Genomic DNA, 17832 nt, shown 5'->3' with positions numbered 1-17832 from the left:
CACCAAAGGCACTTTCCCCAACAGAGGGGAAAGTGTCGCCTGGACTACGCTAATCGCCCAGAAAAGCGGGCGATTAGCTCCGCAGAGCCACTATGTGTCTCTGTCCTATCGGATACCAAGCGATGCTTAACACGGCCTTAAAACCCCCTGAATGATTATGCAATACGCCCTTTGCCGCGAGAGAACTCACCGAGAGATGGAATTTAGCCACAGAGAAGAAAAATAGTATGAACACACGTAACGTCAACACCGCCGCTCAAGAATCTTCCAAAAGATGGGAAAAAGAAAATCTCAATGGCGTTGTGAATGGAATTTTTAACACGGGAGAACGTAAGCATGTATAAGGCAATATCTACCACGATCACGGAAAATTATCAGGAAACAGCAACCGCTGAACTTATGTACTGGATAGACAGAGAACAGGCCGCTAAAACCGCCCCACAGGAAATTACGCTATTAGATTATATGGATGCGTTGGCGATTTTGCCTCCACAAGATTGGCAATGTGATCAAGGGAAAGACAGCGAGTCGTTCAAGTTAGCTGAGATGTATTTTGGCAATGTGACCGATATTTACGCCAAATTGGACGGTAAGTACTTCAAATTTCGTGATTTATGTACGTTATCACATGTTCAGATTGTGTCGCGGATTAATACGGCCATCACACTGACAACCAAATGAGAAAAGCAGGGTTTCCCCTGCTCCCTGTGCCGATTGAACTTTTCCAGAGCAGCAATCGGCTATCATTAACCTACATGGAGAAACAACCATGAGTATGATGGGTAGTATAGTTACACCAACTCACCAGACTGTAAAGTGTAATTTTACAGATAGTCCAGTCAGGCATCAGCGTATTAAACGCAATGATCTCGCTGTATATGAAATTGATCCCACATTAAAAGCTTTTGCGCGTCATATCCGTAAGTGTCAGCGCAAAAAGCAACCCGTTCGCATTCCTTCAATGAAGGCAAAAGCACTAGGGCAGCTTTTACGCAGTTTAGAGCTGCGTAAGGCATGGGCGTAACATTAGGTAACCCGCTCCTAACGGAGCGGTTTTAAGGGATCTTGCTGTATGTCACAGTTACATTTTGATGAGCTATTTGCGCCAGAAGTAGGGCCAGAAACAAAAACAGTCATACGTACACAAAAAAAACCAGTAATATCAAAGCTGAAAGCTACCCTGACAGATCATCACAAAGCATTTATAAACGAATTCAGGACACTAGCGCCGTATCACAGCCGGTTTGAAGTATTCAACGATTTTACCCATATTGCCGTAATTGCACTTGAAAACCATTTCCTGAAATCGCCAGAACTGGAAGAGGAATATTTCAATATTATCGGACGTTATGAGAAAAAAGATGTTGAGCAGTTTAGCCATTTGTTAGCGCATGTGGTGCTTGGGTTAGAAAGGGAAATGTGCGACTTTTTAGGCAAAATTTTTATGTCATTGGAGCTAGGAGATAGCCGTATGGGGCAATTTTTCACCCCTTTTCATGTGTCTGAATTGATGGCGAAACTCATCATCGGTAACCCTGAGCCGCAAATTAAGCAACATGGCTATATCACTGTCTCAGAGCCTACAGCAGGAGCCGGTGGCATGGTGATCGCGACGGCTAAGATCCTGCTTGAACAAGGATACAATCCGTCACAACACATGTTAGCGGTATGTACTGATATTGATATTACCGCCGCCAGAATGTGTTATGTCCAATTGTCGCTGTTAGGTATTCCTGCAATTGTCAATGTTGGTAATAGTTTAATATTAACGGTTTCCAGGGTCATGAAAACGCCTATTTATTACTTACATCATCAACGATTTGCTGACTGGCTGTGAGATAAAGCGGGCACGTCCCGCTTTTTTATTTCTGGAACCAGACGTTCCAGCCTCACTTGGATCTAAATTTAGGGCGCTATTTATAATTACTTCCTCATTTCTGTTACACCGTCACTTTATTAGTTTAATGGAAGAGATCCGCGAAATGTACGGCACAACGGGGTTGCGGAAGTCAAAAGGAAGGCAGCAAGTTGAAAATAGGGCTTAATAACAAAAAGGGCAATAGCCCCTTAGATAATTGACAAAATGAGTATATAACTGAGAAATTCTAATAATTTTATGATTAGATAATATGGCTACTAGATTATAAATAACAGCCGAATGGCTGAGGTAAATATGAATAAAAAAAGTCACTTAGTAGTGAACATTGTCAACCCATTTCATTAGTGGCTTTATTGATAGTTCAATATAATAGAGGCAATTATAACAAATGTAGCACTTTATTCAACCAAAACCAAATCCCGCCGTAAATCGGAGTCGGGGGATGTGACAGCGAGGTGAGTATGAAAAAAGAATTTCATGTAGTAGCTGGTAAATGGGAAGAATATGAAGGAAAAATGGAAGAAAATATAAAATTTTGTGATTTCTTCGATACGATGGAAGCAGCAGAACAATGCGTTATTGAAAATAAATTAACGCTATATCCAATCTGTCGAGTTGAAGTTTATTTCCGTTGAGACTAACTCCAGCTCATTTCCGAGTGGGCTGTGGTGAATTGATTAAATAAACAAAAGGAGTTTCAAATGCCAAATCATGTAACGAACATTGTTGAAGCAAGTCCAGTAGTAATTCAATCCATGCTTAACGATGATGGAGCTGTCGATTTTGATGTAATTCTACCGATGCCTGATGATTTAGGTATCAACGGCGCAAACGGTTTTTATGGTGACGCTGAAAATGCAGCAAAGCTAATGTGCAAAGAGAAGCTTAGCGATAACCCTTTATTTTTTAACCCTCATCATATATTACTATTTTTTAAACGTATTTATATTAACTGTAATTTAGCTGGATATAAGGTTTGATATGAAGTTTAATAAAGAATTAATTACAAAAGAAAAGCTTATTGAATTAAGAAATGATATTGAATGCTCAAATCAACAAATGGCTAACTTACTTGGTGTTTCATTGAAAACTTGGCTTAATAAAATTAGTGATGGCAATAGTGGGAAGATTAATAAGCTAGAATATGAGTTTTTATTATTGCTGGCAGGAAAACACTCTATATATTTATTAAAAAATCGTAAAGATGAAAATGATTTCGTTTGTAAAAATGTGCAATCACTACTCTAACGGTCTTTGCTTCGCAAATGCTCTCTACGCAAGACTTGTGAGAACTACCGGGGCGCAGCTTGGTGGCTGATGAACCCCGCCGGGGGCAGAGAGGAGGATATTTGGGAGGCGGTAAATCGATATTTCTATGGTAATGCTCATCGAATCAGATACCCAGTCACTGAACGGGTGAAAGCAATATATGCTAAATTAGATAAATGACAGACTACAAAAATTTAGCTTTTTTAGAATGATTGGCATTGACCAATCATTCTAAATTGAGTTACCCACCGTTTTAATTTTATTGTGGGTACGGCTTCTCTCCGCTTTCACCTACCCATCCGCTACGAACTATTCAGCTTCTGAGGGCTGAATAGTTCTACTCAATAAAATTAACCCCGTGGATAACTCAAACTGCCACGCTGCATTTGCTGGCGTTCACCAGTGCAGCGAATGATTTTTAAACTGACGGAGACCCGTTGTATTTTACTGATTTGAGGCCGCAAAAAAAGTTCATGGTAAAGACATACACATTCTGGTAGTTCGCCATACAGAATTTGGCAATGAAAATAAAACCCGGAAACCGGGTTTTATTACATCAAAGATCCAATTGTAAAATTTGAATTTGAAAAAAATAATGAAAACGAAATAATTAACGTACCCTCTGTCAATAAGTTATAAAAAATATTCTATCGTTGATGCTAACTGTTTATAGAGTACGGGCTACATTCAAATTACCGAAAGATTTTTATGGCTTTAACGACGATGGTAAATCTTCATCAAGTGTAATCTCTATTCGTCGATTAAGTAAAGAATGAATGGTTTCAATAAGAGCTTGTAACTGAACTTCTGCTCTTTCTAACTCCGTAATTTCAGAAGGATTGAGCCTAAATTTCTTATGGCGTTTGTATATCGATAGAAGATGTTGAGCCAGAATATCATCACGGCAGTACAGATAACACTCCGGTATTTCCAGAACATCAGCAAAACGACAGGCTTGCTGAAAATTAGGACTATGTGTGTCCGTCTCATAGTGAGAGATCCTGCTGACGGTTAGCTCATCGATTCCGGCGTACCGTGCCAGTTCAGCTTGGGTCATTTTCGCTGCTTTTCTGGCGGCTTTTAATCGCTTGCCAATCATGCCATTTCTCCGAAATTGGTCTTTATAAAGTTTAGTCATATTAATTTTATTATTTTATATAGATAAACTAATAAATTACTGATTCTCTAATAAAGAATGGGGATTTTCGACAAAAATGCATGATAGGTTTGATCGTTTAAACCGATCAATAATGCATGAATTGATCTATCAAAACGATTAGACTGAAAGGCTGTTAACCCTCAAAATTAAAAAATTAACAATCTTAAATATACTAAAAAAATGACTACTCAGGGGGCTGATGTAGTGCGCTAGCTATAGTAATTCAATATCTTATCTCATAAGGAGATCTTTATGCAGGAATGGCGCCCTGCTTGGTATCTTCTGCGTTGCCGTGAAAATACCTGGAAGACTACGCTGCAAAATCTTACTGAAGCCGGACTTAAAACATGTTGCCCTATTCTTTTAGAACGACGACGACGGAGAGATAAAAAAAATGCATACCGGCTAATTAATTCCCCAGCATTTCCTGGCTATATCTTTGTAAAGTTTAATCCTGCTCAGATTCATACAACCGCAATAAAACAGATGCCTGGCGCAATGGACTTTGTACGTTTCGGAAACCGTGTTGCAACCCTTAACCAGGACGAAATTGAAGCATTGAAAATTGTACAGCACCATCCGTCACTGGGAACAGTACGTATGGAGTCAACGCATTTATCTGATGAGTTTTTAAAACGGGTTGAAAAGATTTTTAACTCAGAAGAATCCGCTGTTCGTATCGACTTACTGTTCTCGTATTTATGGAGTAAAAATGTCAACCAAACCTACCAGGCAAGAAAAGAAAAATGAGTATTCTAATAACATTTATGTTTCGGCTGAACCGCGTAAAAAATTGGAAGAGTTAATCACAGAAATTGGATACAAAAGAGGCAAGGTTATGGCTGCTTCTGCATTTGTGCGTTATTTGATTGAGAACTACGGTAATGAGGCTAAAAAGAAAATTCTCAATAATGGGTAGAAATTATGATATCACCGGCGGCTTTTCTGGCGCTGGCGATGCAGTGTGCTCCCGATGTGGCACCCGATACATTAAGCCGCATTGTTAAAACTGAATCCGGTTTTAACCCTTGGGCTATCGGGGTTGTAGGGAAACCATTAAGTCGTCAGCCACGAACGAAAGAAGAAGCGTTAGATGCAATTAAGCAGCTTGATAAAAGAAATGCCAATTTCAGCATTGGTCTGGCACAAATTAATCGACAATATTTTGATGTAAAAGATGCTGAATCTATATTTTCACCATGTACGAACTTGAAAATGGGGTCTGATATTTTAAAAGACTGTTATTCACGAGCATTAAAGAGCGGTGATTCAGAGCAACAGGCATTGAGGAAATCATTTTCATGTTATTACAGTGGAAACTATACAAGGGGATTTAAGAAAGAAAATAACAGTACAAGTTATGTAGAAAGAGTCATTGCAGCAAATACTACGAATATAAAAGTTCCTGCATTAGGTGATACACCTGTTTATGACGCTTGGGACGTTTTACAGCAATATCCTAAATATAGTGAGCCTGCGGCTGAAAAAATTAATGAGGAAAAAACAGATGATAAAAGCTAACGCGAGAGAAAAGTCCATGAAGAAATATGTTTTACTGGCTATTTCAATGCTCGCATTTTCACCCTATGTACTTGCTGCCGGTGGCAGTACAGGCTGGCTGGATACACTTATTCAGTATGCTAAGAATATTCAGATTGGGTTATATACATTAGCAGGCGTGATTGTACTTTGCTGTGTCATTATTTCCGGTATCCGTTTAGCGATTTCTCGTATGTCAGGAAACAATGAGAAGACATTCTGGGACTATATCGGTGATCTCAGTATGGCTATCTGGATCGGTGGGGCTGTCATCTTCTTCACTGCGATGTGGCAGGTGTTTGGTACTACTTCCTGATAATTACAGGGGATAATATGGATGGTGAAGATTTATCCTTTGAAAGTTATAATGCAATGGGACGAACGGCTTCCTATCAAGGAGTTCCGCAGTTCGTGCTTCTGGGAATTATCTTTCTTGGGATTATTATCACTGGTATCAGTTGTTCTATTTTTAGCTGGTATGGTCTGATTGCTTTAATTATCCCCGTCACCTTATTTATTGTAGTTAGAATTATTTGTGAGTCTGACAGTCGTTTTCTGACACGCCTCCGTTTTATGCTGAGGCGTTACATACGAAATATGGTGTACGGGCGTGCTTTATTGATAACTCCCTGCAATCCACGATGGAATCAATTTTATGGCAGGCGAATTGCGCAAAAAAGGTTTATATCCAGAGATTAGAGTGCCGTGGATGAATTACCATGTTCATGAAAATATGGTTACGCTTTCGGGGCAACGTTTGATTAGTGTCGTCAGGTTTAAAGGTGTTTCTTACGAAACAAAAGAAAAGCCAGAATTGAATAGAATGTTCACCAATGAAAATCGGTTTTTTCTTTCTCTTGGAAAGAAAGAAGGAAAAAATTTGATGATTCAAACATGGACAACAAAATCTTCAATATCACTTGATGCGGAATACCAAATCGAATTGCCTGTATTGCAGGATTTTGTTGATACCTACACAGCACCTTTCCGAAAAGGGAAATACCGACAAGTCGGTTATACAATGGCCTTCATTCTGAAATATAAAGAACTAGATGAGGGTATCAGCCGTATGAATGAAATTCTCATTATGGTTGAGAAGATGTTGAGTGCATTTGAACCTTCGGTTCTGGGGGTAGAGGAAAATGCAGCGGGATCGGTTTACTCACAGGTTGGTCGGTATTTTTCTCTGTTAATTAACGGTGAAGAGAGAGATGTCATGCTCTCTGATACCCGACTTGGGGATGCTATCATTGACAGTGTGACCAACTTTGCTCCCTACGATTATGTTGAAAATCGTCCCAATAGTGGTGGGGTGAGGTATGCCACTACATATGATCTGCGAGATTACCCCTCAAAGACGGTTCCGGGAATGTGGGATGAAGCTATTGAAGAGCAGTTTGATTTTTCGTTAGTACAGACCTTCATTTTTGAAGACAGAAACAAATCTAAGGTCAATTTTGCCAAACAGACAGTGGATCTGATCTCGGCAGAAGGTGAAACAAAACAAACTAAAGCATTGGAGGAAGCAACTCAGAGCATTACTCAGGGCGAGAAGATGTTCGGACGCTATCATGCGGCTCTTATCGTTTATGGCGATACCCCACAAAAAGCCATTGATAACGGCGCTACTTTGGATTCCATTTTTTCCGCGAGAGATACCCGTTTTATCCGTTCCACAGTAACGAACGACGATTCTTATTACTCTCTGTTTCCTGGTTGTACTATTGCAATGTACCCGGTTCCCAAATCAACAGAGAACTTGGCCTGCGGTTTTTCCTTACATGCTTCTCCAGTGGGGAAAGCAGAAGGGAACCCGCCTGGTGACGGTAAAGCGTGGATGCCGTTTCGTTCAGCGAATGATGCTTTGTACTTCTTTAACGCTCATAACAGCCCGGTAGGAAAGAATAATACAGGTGAGCGTCTGCCTGGCCATATTTCCGTTGTTGGTAAGACAGGAGCGGGTAAAACAACTCTTGAAGCTGAATTAATTGTCTTCGCTAGTCGTTGGAATCCTCTCTTATTTTGTCTGGATTACAACCGTTCGTTTGAAAACCTATTGCGAGCATTATCGACAGAGTATTATGTGATAAGGCCAGGGGTATCGACAGGCATTAACCTGTTTCAGTTGGAAGACACCCCAGAGCTGCGCAGCCAATTGTTCGATATGGTTCAGACAATGGCTGGTGACTGTAACGATGCCGAAGAGAACCAGATTAAACAGTCTATTGAGGCCGTACTTTCACACTCTGTGGTTGAGAACCGAGGAATGTCGCTGCTTTTGCAAAACATTGCCCAGACAGAGGATGAGAATTGTCTTCATGTACGCTTGCGGAAATGGTGCCGTGTCTGCCCTGATGGTTCGGAAGGACGCTATGCATGGGTTTGTGATGCACCAGTGAACCTTTTTGACCCTAAAAAATTCCGCAGACTTGCTTTTGATTGTACCCGTATCATGCAGAAAACATTTTTCACGAAAAATCTCGAAATGATGGAGATATTTCTGAACACAATGTTTTTCCTAAAACGACTTATGCATCAATATCAATCGGCAAATATGCTCCTAAATATTATTGCTGAGTGCTGGATTCCTCTCTCGTTTGACAGTACAGCGGATGCAATCAAGGAAATATTAAAAGCAGGTCGAACCAGAGGAGAAATACTGACTATGGATACTCAGCAACCTGATGATCTCAGTAAATCAACTCATGGTGCATCTGTAATTCAGCAGGTAGTCACTCAAATATGGTTAGCAAATGACCAGGCAGACGCGAAAGAATATGAAAAGTTTAATATAAAGGGTAAGGAATTTGACATAGTGTCTAGGCTGAACCCGTTAGCGCGTGAATTTCTTATCAAACAAGGTCAACAATCTACTGTGCTGTCATTTGATATGACAGATGATTTGAAATACTGGCTTCCTCTTCTATCAACAACAATAGGAAAGGAAGGTAACGTCTATATTGCATCCAGTATTAGGGAAAAATTGGGAACGAATGACCCTAAAATATGGGTTGGTGAGTTTTTGGACGAAATGCAGCGTATTAATAATAAATAAGGATGAAAATGGAAAAAAGTCTAATAGCAATAGCGATCGCATTGGGAATAGGCTTAACACCAGTTATCACTACGGCATCGGGTATACCAACTATCGATGTGGCGAATATCGCTCAATTGGTGGTAAATGCTAAACAGCAGGCAGATGAAGCTCTAGTACAGTTGAATAAAACGAAGGAGGCGATTCAGCAGGCTAAAAATCAGTATGATCATTACAAAGGTCTGGTAACGGGTAACGACCAGTTGGGTAACTTCTTGAATGATCCGCTGCTTAACAAAGTATTGCCGCTTAATGATTGGAACAATATATACACCAATGCAAAGAACTTGACTGATTTGCGCAATCGTTATGGCCTAACGTCCAGTGACCCCAACGTACAGAAATCGTTTGATCACTTGTTATCCCAAGCTGGAGCGTTTGAAGATATGTATAATGCGGCCTCACAGCGTATAAAAAACGCTGAACAGCTCCGTCAGAAACTCAACACAGTACAGACGCCACAACAACGTGGAGAACTAGCGTTGCGGCTACAACAGGAGCAGGTGGAGTTGCAGAACCAACAAATGCAACTCCAAAACATGCAATTGCTGATGGATCAGCAAGAAAAACTCGCTGATAAGAAGAGAGCACAGGATTTATGGGATTACGCCGTAGGGAATACCAAAAAATTACCTACTGGCAATTGACACCATGAGCCGATTTGTGATCCCCTATACTTTATATACATAACTCAGGAAAAAAAGATGAAAAAAGCATTTCTTTTATCTGGACTGTTGTTAGGGACACTGGCGCTCTCCGGTTGTAACGATAGCGGTGAACAATTTATTGGCAACTGGAAAGCGGTGAGTACTTCAGAAGGAAAGCCATTGTTGAAGTGGATGGACGAACGAATGACCATCACTTGTAAAGATAGTACCTGCCATGTTGTTAGTAAGTTTTTGAACAACGGTACTTGGTTTACTCAGGAATCCGATTGGAAAATTGATAATGCTTCGACTATTTCTACGGCAAACGGTATTGAGACCATGTATTTAGAAAAAGACAAAATTCATAAATCTAATAGGATCTATGAAAAACAGTGGAGTAGATATGGCGATAGAGTTGCACATTGCAGAAACTCTATACCAGGCAGTCGATAACTCTCTATCAGGAACTATATCAACCGGCACCACATTATTAATGATTGGTGTCGGTTCCCTTTTTGGGGCGTTCTGGGCGATAGATCGAACGCTTAATGTGCTGTCATGGTATTTCAAAGGGTTTAATAGTGTTCTTCAAGACGAAATATTTAACGCTATAAAATCAGCCTTTATTATATTTAGTGCCTTTAATGTTGATTGGTACATGAATGTAGTAGTCCCATTTGTTAATGGAATGCCAACTTGGGCTATACAACAATTATCAAACGGAGCAATAGGCAATAATCAAGTGGATACTTTAATCAATAGTTTCTTAAATGGAATTATTAATTATGTAAATGTCACTGATTTTTCTATAACCAATTTTAAGACTACGGCTGTTGCAGTAATAACGATATTAGTTATGCTAATTGGTGGTATCCCCTTTTTAGCACTTTGCGTTGCAACTTTAATGACATTGAAAGTATCTACATCTCTTTTTCTTATTATTGGTCCTTTATTTATAGCATTTGGCCTTTTTGATCAAACAAGACAGTATTTTTGGGGATGGGTATCTTTACTTGGTGGTTTTATGTTGACGCAATTGATATTTGGCGTGGCTATTACACTTGAGATCAACTTCCTGAATAGTTTTGTTATAACGAATGGAGAAGTAGATAGTTCTCTTGGTGGTGCATTTGCACTCTTATTTTACTTTGGTACGTTTAGTGCTATAGCATCGGAAATACCAAACTATGCAGCAACTGTAATGGGTGGCTCTCCGAGTGGCGTTCATGGACTCAAGAAATTGCTAATGAAAGGTACTGGATTAGGAGCTGCAACCCGAATGTCTAGAGCGTTTAGAAATCGTATCCGTCCCGCCTAATATCAACAGTTATTCTGTATCTTAATCTGAATAGTGAATTTTATTATGACCAATAGACTTTGTTTATGGTTGTTAGCATCTTTATTCATTATATCTGGCTGTAGTTCGCATATGGATAAAAACATACATGCTGATGAATGGATTAATGTTAATAAGTTCACGGCTAATAACCATTCTGGAGATTGATATGTTTGGAAATAGAAAAAAGGAAGTAATAAAAGAAGCCTATGATATTGAAAAAGGAAAAGACAATCTCTCACCCGAACAAGGCAGAAATATAGGAGAGGCTAGTCGTGCCTACGCGCAAGCCGCACTATGGTTTGAGAAGCATGTGGCAGAAGAGGAAAAGAAAAAAACTAAAAATGCTAAACGATTAAGTATCTTTTTTGGTGTTATTACTTTCATGTCAATTGGTGCCGTTCTTGGTTTGACTCCATTAAAAACAGTAGAACCATATCTTCTTCGTGTCGATAACAACTCAGGTTATACCGATATTGTTAAATACGGAGGAGATAATGATGCTAATGAACGTGATGATTCATTCTGGACTACAACTTATGTGCGGCAGCGAGAGTTATAATTTTTCTACGCAAGATTCTCGTTACCATATTGTCGATTTAATGTCTTATCCGGGAACATTTACCGAGTATAAAAACTTCCAGTTATCCAAAAAAGGATATATGGAACAGTTGGGTGATAAGCGGCAAATCAGAGTCGATATAAACAACATCATTTTTTCTCAAAGAGATAAAGACAAGCATAACGGAACAGTTCAAATACGATTTACGAAAACCATTCTTGATGATGCTGGCATTCCTGTTCAGGAAATACCTGCAACAAAATGGCTTGCTACGCTCTCATTTGATTACGGCAAACCGCCAAAAGTGCAAAAAGACGATTGGCTTAACCCTAGGGGCTTTGCTGTGCGCTCGTATGAATTAAGCCAGGAGGTAGGATATTAACGATGAAAATACACTTTTTGGTGTTCTGTATTCTCACGGCTTATGCATCTGTGATTCATGCTGAAACTGTTGGGAAGGGATCTCAGTTGGATAAACGCATTCAGACGGCGACCTACTCGCCAGATAACGTCTTTCGGGTGAATGCTTCGGTTGGTCGGGCAACGATAGTGCAACTTGAACCCGGAGAAACCATCAGACGTGATACGGGGATGATGGCGATGGGCGATCCTGACGCATGGGAGGTCGGTCCGAATAAATCAGGTGATAGAGTGACGATAAAGCCTAAGACTGACCAGGACCCTAATACAAACTTCATTATTAATACTGACAGACGTACTTATATTCTGGAATTAAAGTTAGTGAAGGATGTGGCACAAACAACTTACTTATTACGCTTCAATTATCCGAAACCCCCGAAAGTGGGTGAAAGCCCATTTATTGATCGTCAATTAAATCAGAATCCATGTTCTGGTAGAGAAAACCGGCGTTATGAGAAGAAAGGCGACCTCATTATTTCCCCTTCTGAGGTCTGGGATAATGGTACTTTCACGTGCATGAGGTTCCCGACAAATGCACCTCGTCCCGTTGTTTATGAAGTCCTTCCTGATGGAACTGAAACGCTTGTTAATTTCCACAACGTAAATGACATTTTGGTTATTCACAGCGTGAGTGCAATGTATAAATTGCGATTGAATAAATTGGTGCTCGCTGTAAGGACTAATGTTAACAATACTGGCTTTTATAATTATAACGGCACGACTACTGGTGAAGTTAGGGAGACGATAAGTGTCAGAAAACAATAATGCTGACGAATCCACAAAGAATACACCTCGTGGCGATTTTAATCTTCTGGGAGTAAAAAAAGACCGAAAACCTAAAGCTAAAGTTTTGCTCGTTATTGGTGGAGGGGTACTTTTCCTTTTTATGGCGCTTGGCGTTATTTTCTATTCTGCATTTCAGGCTATGAAAGCAAATAATCCTAATAAAGTTGATGAATCAAAAGTTAAAGCTGATGCTGCATTGGCGGCAAAGCCTATCACCGATGATGATATTCAAAAGAAAAGAGCGCAGATCCTCAAAAGGCGACAGCAAGAGGAACAGAAAAAGCAGGAAGACTCAGCCCCCAATCCCTCGCAAATCGGTAAGGCAAATGCAATAGCAGATCCAGAACAACCAAGCCCTGCATATTTACGAAAACTCAGTGGGGGTATTGCTGTTCAGGAAACTGGCGGAGGTGGAAACAGCCAGTCACAATTAACCAGTAGTGATGCTGACGAGCAGCGTATTCGTTCTTATGCTCAGGCCGCACCGATGATGCCTGATGTGGATGGATCTGCAAGCCTGGGCGTTCCAAAAGATAATACCAGAGGCGATATCTCTGATCTTAATGGTTCCCGTTATACCCCGACTGGCGCGTATCTCTCGCCAGAGCGTAAATTTCTTCTGAAACGTAAATCAAACCTGCGCTGTGCGCTGTATACCGCAGTAAAAACGGATCACCCTGGGTTTGTTAAATGCATACTCACACAACCGCTTTACTCGTCAGACGGTAGCGTGATCATTGCTGAAGCCGGGGCCGAATTGGATGGTGAACAGAAGGTTCAGATAAGGCCAGGACAAACCCGCGTATTTACAACCTGGACAGACCTCGAAACAACCTCAGGGGTTCGCGCTAGCCTTAATGCTCTTGGTACTGGTGCTATGGGGGAAAGTGGCACAGAAGCCTATGTCGATAATCATTATGGGAAACGTTTTGGTGGTGCGGTGATGTTGTCCTTTATCCAGGATGTTTTCGCGAGTGCCGCCAATGCCACTAAACGCAACGACTCTACCTACTCTTTTGATAATAGCGAGCGCAATGCTGAAAACATGGCAACCAAAGCGCTGGAAAATAGCATTAATATTCCGCCGACGGGTTATGTATTTCCTGGAACCGTTATTAATGTGATCGTTGCGCAGGATGTAAATTTCTCATCAGTATTCAAGACAAGATCGGTAAGGTGATTTAAATGGCACAATACAACGCAAGAAAATTTATGTTTGAAGATGTTATCGAAACTTGGATTTTTATGAAGTGCCTGATTGCAGGACATTCCGACACGATAATATCAGCTAATACTAATGCAGGGATGGTAATTCATGAGTTTTGATCATGCCGCATTGACACGAGATTTCCTTAATCAAAGCGGTGTGCATGAGTGTTTGAATCGGCCGGGTATTAGGGATGTGGCAATTAATAGACCAGGGGAAATATGGCTTGAAGATGAAACTGGATGGGTAAGGGAAGATAAACCTAATCTTGATTATATCCTTTGTATGAAGTTGGCAAATTCTCTAGCTGCTTATAATAACCAAAGCCTTACAACTAAATCGCCAATCAAAACTATTGAATTACCGGATAACGAACGTGGCTTGATTGTCATGCCTCCTGCATGTGAGAAAGGAACAATATCTATGACATTCCGTAAACCTTCACTGGATAGGTTTACTTTGCAGGGGTATGTAGATAGTGGGCGATTTGAGAATGCTCGTGCGATTGAGAATAAAGGGCAGGAATTAGAAGAATGGCAAAGAATATTGAAGAGTTACCATCAAAAGAAAGATTGGATAAATTTCTTTATTCTGGCGATTGAAAGGAAACTGAATATTATTATTTTTGGCGGAACGGGTTCTGGTAAGACAACGTTTGCTAAAGCATTAGTTGATTTATTCCCTATTCATCGTCGAATGCTAACTATTGAAGCGGTAAATGAATTAAAACTACCACTTCATCCAAATCATGTTCATTTAATCTACGGCGATATTATTACCCCAAAAGAGCTTGTTTCGTGTTCACTGCGCATGAAGCCGGATCATATCTTTCTGTCCGAGCTAACAGGTGATGAAGCCTGGGATTTTATGGAACTGTTGAATACAGGGCATCCCGGCACTATAACAACGGCTCACGCCAACGACACGCTTTCTGGCTATGGTCGTGTTTGCGGGATGATCAAGCAGTCTCCGGTCGGGATGGGGCTTGATTATGACTATATAGAGCGGCGAGTCAGAACGTCATTTGATATCGTCCTTTATATGGAACATACAAGGATATTAGAAGTTCGTTATGAACCTGAAATTAAGAACCGACTTTTAAATGGTGTCTCTGGGAAATAATCATGAAAACATTCTTCTTTGGTATAACTATATGGATATTGGCAGTTATCGTTTGTGTTGTGATTGGTAACTATTCCGGTGGGGCGCTACATCTTTATTTGTCCGATGTGTCAGTCAGTCAAGTAACATGGTGGTCATTATACAATGGCATACATTTACCTTTTAAACATCCAGATTTCGCTAGTGTTGTATGGGGCAGTGTGCTGGCTGCATGGATAGTGTTCTTACCTGTGTTTGTGGCAATTATTTTTCTTTGGTTGTACTTCATGCCAAAAACAAAATCACTTTATGGTAATGCCCGATTTGCCAATAACCGAGAGCTTGAACCTCTTCACTATAAAGGAGATTACAACTAAATTTTATCGGATTAAAGGATTCCGCTATGAGTAAAGGTAAAAAGAAAAAATATCCAGGTATCATCATTGGTAAACATCCCACTAAAAACATTTTTCTTACATCATACGGTCAGACCTTTATTCTTCTGGCTGCCCCACCGGGGAGTGGTAAAGGGGTGAGTTTTGTTATTCCTAATCTGTTGTCATTTCCTGATTCAGTTGCGGTGAATGACCCTAAATTCGAAAACTGGAACATTACATCGGGTTTTCGTGCTGCCTGTGGCCATGAGTGTTATCGTTTTTCTCCTGAACTACTGGAAACTCATCGCTGGAACCCGCTGTTTTATCTCTCTAGTGATGAGCTGGAACGTTTCGCCGATATCAAAACCATAGCCACTACGCTTTTTGTCTCACCAAACCCTGAGAACCAGGCTTTCTACAATAACGCCGGTAAGATCTTCTCAGCTCTGGTGCTGTACCTGATGGAAACACCTGAATTGCCACTCACGCTTCCACAGGTGTACGAAATAACCAGCTTGGGGGAAGATTTGCCTCAGTGGGTAGAAGATACCATTGAGGCAAGGGATAACGAAGATCGGGCGCTGTCTTCTGAATGCATTCGGGAAATGATGAATATCATATCCATATCTTCAAACCCGAAATCGTGGTCTATCTATATGGATATCCTCTCCGAAGTTTTGGGGATGTTTGGTGAGAAGAAAGTGGCATGGGCTGTTTCAGGAAACGATATCGATTTTTCTAAAATGCGTGAAAGAAAAATGAGCGTTTATTTTTCCGTCACTAATGATGCAGTAGATAAATTTGGTACTCTCATGAATTTGTTTTTCACTCAATTAATGGGGGCTAATTCAAAGGTTTTACCAGAGGATGGCGGCTTTGATGAAAATGGTAAACCTCGTCTTAAATACCAGATAGGTATGTTTATGGATGAAACAAAAGTCATGGGACGAATTAAAGCATTTGAAAATGCGCCTGCACTTTTACGCGGTTATGGATTTAGATTTAACTTTATATTCCAGAATAAAGCACAATTACGGGCCAGGAATATGTATGGTAGGGAAACCGCAGATGCAATGATGAATGCCTTTCATGTTGAAATTGTTTACGCGCCGGCAAAACAAGATTTTCCAGCCGCAGAAGAATACAGTAAAGCGCTGGGAACAACTACAGTTCCTGTAACAACGTATTCTGATAATGTCGGTGGAAAACAAAAAAGTCGAAGTCGTAACCGAACCGTACAACCCAGACCCTTAATGTTGCCACAAGAAATACTCGATATGCCGTATGATGAGGAAATTGTCTTTATCCAAGGTAATAAAGACACTAAGCCTTTAAATATAAAAGCAAGGAAAATCTTTTGGTATAAAGAAGATGTTTTTAAATTAAGGGCAAATATGCCTCGGCCTAATATACCTTTGGCGAGTCGGGAACAATTGGACGGAATCGTTATCCCTATGCGCAAAAAGGAACAACATCTCAATGCTGAGTTTAACGAAAGTTTTTCAGCCGTCATTGACGATGAAATTAAAAAAAGGCTTTGGTATGCGAACAAAAAAAATAATCTTGGTTGGCTTAATTACTAATGCATTATCGGCGTGTAGTTTACCGCCTAAACTCTCTGAACCAGAGGGAGACTGGGTAAGTTTTGAACCTGTCGTATCTCAAATACCTTCCAGGCAAATTCATCAAAGTAGTGCGGTAGACATTATGTCGCAGCCGATGCCAGTAACAATATTAACAACAAGACAAGGGAACTACAGTAAAACGTCTTTCGTTACCGATGATGGGAAACACATTCCTTTATACACAGCCGTGCGTAAGATTGTACCTGTATCATGGGGTGTAAAACTCTCGCCTGATGTTTCTCAGAATTTCCGGAGCAATGTTTCATGGACTGGCAATGATCAATGGCCTCATGTGCTCCGAAAAATGCTTACCAGTTATGGTCTTGTAGCTGATATTAGCGAAACAAAAAAAGCGGTTTTTGTTAAGTATAGTACACAAACGGCAGCGCCAGTCACGACGGCAACAGGGAAACTTTTATCTGATAAACCAGTGATACTAGCAACAATCGGTAAAGAGGGGAAAACAAGACTTCCACCTGTAACACCTGCTGTTACTCAATCGACCAAGCAGATCACGCCAGAAATACCTAAACTCATTATCAAATCGGCACCTGAAATTAAGGTCTGGAAAATTGATAAGGGAACTTCTCTGAAAAAAGGATTTGAATCGTGGGTATCAAAAGAAAAATGTCCGACAGGAAATGGAAAGTGGAACGTTAGGTGGGATACGGATACCGATTACGCAATTGATTATCTGCTTTCATTTAGTAGTGCATCTTTTGAAGATGCGACCAGCCAACTCTTTAATCTCTATCGTAAAGCACAAGCCCCGCTTTATGTCAGCGGGTATCGCCATCAATGCCTCATCGTAATCAGTGATAGAAAGTGAAA

At 40.4% G+C, this 17832-nt stretch carries 23 protein-coding genes and 1 pseudogene; 23 read left to right on the top strand and 1 reads right to left on the bottom strand.

Annotation, left to right across the window (positions count from 1 at the left end; all coding sequences use genetic code 11):
• The first annotated feature begins 336 nt into the window (after positions 1–336).
• The 6 genes from AAC852_RS16300 (at position 337) to AAC852_RS16275 (ending at position 3127) form a co-directional block, all read left to right on the top strand.
• Positions 337–681, top strand: coding sequence for a hypothetical protein (locus AAC852_RS16300; protein WP_340621906.1), 345 nt, complete (start codon positions 337–339; stop codon positions 679–681).
• A 94-nt stretch (positions 682–775) separates the two neighbouring features.
• Entirely contained in the window at positions 776–1024 is a 249-nt protein-coding gene (locus tag AAC852_RS16295; RefSeq protein WP_340621929.1) for a hypothetical protein, read from the top strand.
• A gap of 48 nt (positions 1025–1072) precedes the next feature.
• Positions 1073–1837, top strand: coding sequence for an N-6 DNA methylase (locus tag AAC852_RS16290; RefSeq protein ID WP_340621905.1), 765 nt, complete (start codon positions 1073–1075; stop codon positions 1835–1837).
• Between the two features lie 503 nt (positions 1838–2340).
• The gene (locus tag AAC852_RS16285) at positions 2341–2514 is read left to right on the top strand and encodes a hypothetical protein (protein ID WP_340621904.1); all 174 of its coding nucleotides are present in this window, start codon (positions 2341–2343) and stop codon (positions 2512–2514) included.
• A gap of 66 nt (positions 2515–2580) precedes the next feature.
• Positions 2581–2859: a hypothetical protein gene (locus AAC852_RS16280; RefSeq protein WP_340621903.1), complete on the top strand. Its 279-nt coding sequence runs from the start codon at positions 2581–2583 to the stop codon at positions 2857–2859.
• 1 nt (position 2860) lies between these two features.
• The gene (locus AAC852_RS16275; protein ID WP_340621902.1) at positions 2861–3127 is read left to right on the top strand and encodes a hypothetical protein; all 267 of its coding nucleotides are present in this window, start codon (positions 2861–2863) and stop codon (positions 3125–3127) included.
• A gap of 727 nt (positions 3128–3854) precedes the next feature.
• On the opposite strand, the gene AAC852_RS20070 is transcribed toward AAC852_RS16275, so the two are convergent.
• Positions 3855–4247, bottom strand: coding sequence for a helix-turn-helix domain-containing protein (locus AAC852_RS20070; protein WP_422824313.1), 393 nt, complete (start codon positions 4245–4247; stop codon positions 3855–3857).
• 312 nt (positions 4248–4559) lie between these two features.
• Here AAC852_RS20070 and AAC852_RS16265 point away from each other — a divergent pair, with 312 nt between their 5' ends.
• The 17 genes and pseudogenes from AAC852_RS16265 (at position 4560) to AAC852_RS16180 (ending at position 17830) form a co-directional block, all read left to right on the top strand.
• Entirely contained in the window at positions 4560–5057 is a 498-nt protein-coding gene (locus tag AAC852_RS16265; RefSeq protein WP_340621901.1) for a transcription termination/antitermination NusG family protein, read from the top strand.
• On the top strand, positions 5020–5226 hold the full coding sequence (locus AAC852_RS16260) for a hypothetical protein (RefSeq protein ID WP_340621900.1): 207 nt from the start codon (positions 5020–5022) through the stop codon (positions 5224–5226). Before AAC852_RS16265 ends, AAC852_RS16260 begins: the two co-directional genes overlap by 38 nt.
• 5 nt (positions 5227–5231) lie before the next feature.
• Positions 5232–5828 carry a lytic transglycosylase domain-containing protein gene (locus AAC852_RS16255; RefSeq protein ID WP_340621899.1) on the top strand — a complete coding sequence of 199 codons (597 nt, stop codon included), beginning with the start codon at positions 5232–5234 and terminating at the stop codon, positions 5826–5828.
• Positions 5815–6162 carry a hypothetical protein gene (locus AAC852_RS16250; protein ID WP_340621898.1) on the top strand — a complete coding sequence of 116 codons (348 nt, stop codon included), beginning with the start codon at positions 5815–5817 and terminating at the stop codon, positions 6160–6162. Before AAC852_RS16255 ends, AAC852_RS16250 begins: the two co-directional genes overlap by 14 nt.
• Before the next feature lie 17 nt (positions 6163–6179).
• The gene (locus AAC852_RS16245; protein WP_340621897.1) at positions 6180–6545 is read left to right on the top strand and encodes a hypothetical protein; all 366 of its coding nucleotides are present in this window, start codon (positions 6180–6182) and stop codon (positions 6543–6545) included.
• The gene (locus tag AAC852_RS16240; RefSeq protein ID WP_340621896.1) at positions 6502–8901 is read left to right on the top strand and encodes a VirB4 family type IV secretion system protein; all 2400 of its coding nucleotides are present in this window, start codon (positions 6502–6504) and stop codon (positions 8899–8901) included. The genes AAC852_RS16245 and AAC852_RS16240 overlap by 44 nt, the downstream gene beginning before the upstream one ends.
• Before the next feature lie 8 nt (positions 8902–8909).
• Positions 8910–9587, top strand: a complete 678-nt coding sequence (gene virB5, locus AAC852_RS16235) for a P-type DNA transfer protein VirB5 (protein ID WP_340621895.1) — start codon at positions 8910–8912, stop codon at positions 9585–9587.
• A gap of 57 nt (positions 9588–9644) precedes the next feature.
• A complete protein-coding gene (locus AAC852_RS16230) occupies positions 9645–10040 on the top strand; it encodes a hypothetical protein (protein ID WP_340621894.1) in 396 nt (131 codons plus the stop codon).
• Positions 9991–10905 carry a TrbL/VirB6 family protein gene (locus AAC852_RS16225; protein WP_340621893.1) on the top strand — a complete coding sequence of 305 codons (915 nt, stop codon included), beginning with the start codon at positions 9991–9993 and terminating at the stop codon, positions 10903–10905. The genes AAC852_RS16230 and AAC852_RS16225 overlap by 50 nt, the downstream gene beginning before the upstream one ends.
• 127 nt (positions 10906–11032) lie before the next feature.
• Positions 11033–11867: pseudogene (locus tag AAC852_RS20065) on the top strand (VirB8 family type IV secretion system protein).
• Between the two features lie 2 nt (positions 11868–11869).
• Positions 11870–12670 carry a TrbG/VirB9 family P-type conjugative transfer protein gene (locus tag AAC852_RS16210; RefSeq protein WP_340621890.1) on the top strand — a complete coding sequence of 267 codons (801 nt, stop codon included), beginning with the start codon at positions 11870–11872 and terminating at the stop codon, positions 12668–12670.
• A complete protein-coding gene (locus AAC852_RS16205) occupies positions 12654–13871 on the top strand; it encodes a TrbI/VirB10 family protein (protein ID WP_340621889.1) in 1218 nt (405 codons plus the stop codon). The genes AAC852_RS16210 and AAC852_RS16205 overlap by 17 nt, the downstream gene beginning before the upstream one ends.
• A 5-nt stretch (positions 13872–13876) precedes the next feature.
• A complete protein-coding gene (locus AAC852_RS16200) occupies positions 13877–14017 on the top strand; it encodes a hypothetical protein (protein ID WP_340621888.1) in 141 nt (46 codons plus the stop codon).
• Positions 14007–15020, top strand: a complete 1014-nt coding sequence (virB11, locus tag AAC852_RS16195) for a P-type DNA transfer ATPase VirB11 (protein WP_340621887.1) — start codon at positions 14007–14009, stop codon at positions 15018–15020. The genes AAC852_RS16200 and virB11 overlap by 11 nt, the downstream gene beginning before the upstream one ends.
• A gap of 2 nt (positions 15021–15022) precedes the next feature.
• A complete protein-coding gene (locus tag AAC852_RS16190; protein ID WP_340621886.1) occupies positions 15023–15376 on the top strand; it encodes a hypothetical protein in 354 nt (117 codons plus the stop codon).
• A gap of 26 nt (positions 15377–15402) precedes the next feature.
• Positions 15403–16959 (top strand): type IV secretory system conjugative DNA transfer family protein, encoded by a 1557-nt coding sequence (locus AAC852_RS16185; protein WP_340621885.1) that lies wholly within the window; start codon positions 15403–15405, stop codon positions 16957–16959.
• Positions 16895–17830, top strand: a complete 936-nt coding sequence (locus tag AAC852_RS16180; protein WP_340621884.1) for a TcpQ domain-containing protein — start codon at positions 16895–16897, stop codon at positions 17828–17830. The genes AAC852_RS16185 and AAC852_RS16180 overlap by 65 nt, the downstream gene beginning before the upstream one ends.
• Positions 17831–17832: the final 2 nt, after the last annotated feature.

It is taken from the genome of Xenorhabdus siamensis, assembly GCF_037996745.1.
GTDB lineage: Bacteria > Pseudomonadota > Gammaproteobacteria > Enterobacterales > Enterobacteriaceae > Xenorhabdus > Xenorhabdus indica.
The sequence above is the reverse complement of the archived record's forward strand: the minus strand, read 5'-3'. Positions and strand labels throughout refer to the sequence as shown.